The organism is Streptomyces kebangsaanensis (assembly GCF_001906585.1).
GTDB lineage: Bacteria > Actinomycetota > Actinomycetes > Streptomycetales > Streptomycetaceae > Streptomyces > Streptomyces kebangsaanensis.
Map to the genome: position 1 here is coordinate 18452 of NZ_JUJA01000159.1, position 2040 is coordinate 20491.

The following is a 2040-nucleotide window of genomic DNA, read 5'->3' on the forward strand; positions in this document are numbered from 1 at the left end:
GGGTGGGGCTGGCCGATCGTGTGCCGGCTGGCCCGCGAGGTCCAGGTCTGCGACCTGCCCTCCGGCGGCAAGTGCGTCAGCGCCGTGGTGCCGCTGTCCTGAGCGGCCCCTCTGCCGCCCCGGCCGCACACCGCGGGCGGCCTTCCGTGATGTGTCCGGTGCGAAGAATGCCCGGTGCAAAGAATTACGGGAAGCGGAGTTTGTCCCTTCCGCCGTCGGGCAGACGGAACCTCGTGCTTCGGACCGGAGGCGCGTCAGCGGGAGCGACACTGCTGCTCCGGTAGGCCCTTCGGGTGACCGGGCGGCATCACACCTTCCGCGGTAAGTCCCTGGAACCCCCATGTTCAGGAGCGATTCCGCATGCTCATCGACAGGTCGACAAGCCGTGCCGACACCCCCGAGGACCAGGCCGCTCCCGTCCGGCGGCCGCACGACGACGCCCCCGACACCGCCGCCCTCTTCAGGCGCCTGGCCGCTCTGGAGGACGGGCCGGACCGGGAGGCCGTCCGCGACGAACTCGTGACCGCGTGGCTGCCCATGGCCCATCGCATCGCCGGCCGCTTCCGCGACCGCGGCGAGTCGGTCGAGGACCTGCGGCAGGTGGCGGCGCTGGGCCTGGTCAAGGCCATCGACCGGTTCGACCCGGACCGCGGGGCCTTCGAGAGTTACGCCGTGCCGACCATCACCGGCGAGGTCAAGCGGCACTTCCGGGACCGGATGTGGGCGCTCAGGGTGCCGCGCCGGGTGCAGGAGCTGCGCAACAAGGTGCGCGTGGCGCGCCGCGAGCTCACCCAGAACCCCGGCAGCCCCGAGCCCTCGGTCGCCGCGATCGCCGCGCACACCGGGCTGACCGAGGAGGAGGTCAACACCGGGATGGAGGCCCTCGACAGCTTCAGCACCCTGTCCCTGGACGCCGAGATGTCCACCGGCGGCGACGGGTACAGCCTCGTGGACACCCTCGGCGCCTCGGACTCCTCGTACGACGTCGTGGTCGACCGGGAGTCCGCCAAGGAGGGACTGCGCAGGCTTCCCGAACGCGAACGCGCCATTCTCTACATGCGCTTCTTTGAGGACATGACACAAAGCCGCATCGCGGACCAGCTGGGCATCTCCCAGATGCACGTCTCCCGGCTCATCAGCCGCAGCTGCGCCCGCGTACGCAACGAGGTACTGGCCGAGCGGACCAACCGCCGCGGAGGCGGACCGCGGCCGGCAGCCGTCTGATCCACCACAGGAGAGTGACACCGAGTGCTGAAGCCCCACCCCGAGTTCCTGCGTAAGCTCCTCGCCGACTACGAGACGGCGCCGGTTCAGAGTGCGCGGGCACGGGACCTGGCGTACACGCTCTGCGTGTCGACCGGAACCCGCGACGTGAACCTCGCCCTGCGGACGGCCCACCGCATGCTCGCGTCCGACGGATCCGCCCCGCTGACGGTCTGACGGACGCCCACCGGCACGGGTTGCCCGTACACGCACCAGGCGTGTACGGGCAACCCGTGTGTGGAGCCGGGTGCCCGGGGCATCCGCATGGCCGGAGGTGGACATGGAGACGAGTGCCCTGCCCCGCCCCGGGGCGAGACGGGTCCGGCGGGTCGCGAAGGGCTCGGTGACCGAGGGGGCCGCGCGGGCGGGACTGACCGCGCGCGGGGTGATCCACCTGCTGGTGGGCGTGCTGGCGCTGCGGATCGCCTTCGGCGACGGCACGCGGCAGGCGGACCGCAGCGGCGCGCTCGCCGCGCTCGGGGACGAGCCGTTCGGCGCCGTGCTGCTGTGGGCGCTGGGCATCGGGCTGTGCGGCATGGCGGTGTGGCAGCTGTCCGAGGCGGTGTGGGGTGCCACGGGCCCGGACGGCCACAAGCCCCGCAAGCGGCTGGCCGCTCTGGTCAGCTGCGTTTTCTACGTCTGTGTGGCCTGGTCCGTCCTGTGCTCCGCGGCGGGCTCCGGCGGCGGCAGCCGGTCCAGCGACGCGCAGTCCCGTGACCTGACGGCCCGGGCCATGGACATGCCCGCCGGCCGGTGGATGGTCGGCGCGGCGGGGAT

3 protein-coding genes and 1 pseudogene are annotated in these 2040 nt (G+C 72.4%); all 4 read left to right on the forward strand.

What is annotated here, in order from left to right:
- A pseudogene (locus RH94_RS44995) lies at positions 1 to 102 on the forward strand (ATP-binding protein); the annotation flags it as partial.
- A gap of 258 nt (positions 103 to 360) precedes the next feature.
- On the forward strand, positions 361 to 1224 hold the full coding sequence (locus RH94_RS29725) for a SigB/SigF/SigG family RNA polymerase sigma factor (protein WP_073951449.1): 864 nt from the start codon (positions 361 to 363) through the stop codon (positions 1222 to 1224).
- A 24-nt stretch (positions 1225 to 1248) separates the two neighbouring features.
- Positions 1249 to 1440 carry a DUF5133 domain-containing protein gene (locus tag RH94_RS29730; protein ID WP_073951450.1) on the forward strand — a complete coding sequence of 64 codons (192 nt, stop codon included), beginning with the start codon at positions 1249 to 1251 and terminating at the stop codon, positions 1438 to 1440.
- 103 nt (positions 1441 to 1543) lie between these two features.
- Positions 1544 to 2040 (forward strand): DUF1206 domain-containing protein (locus tag RH94_RS45000; protein WP_234426134.1); only part of this gene is annotated, 497 nt, incomplete at its 3' end.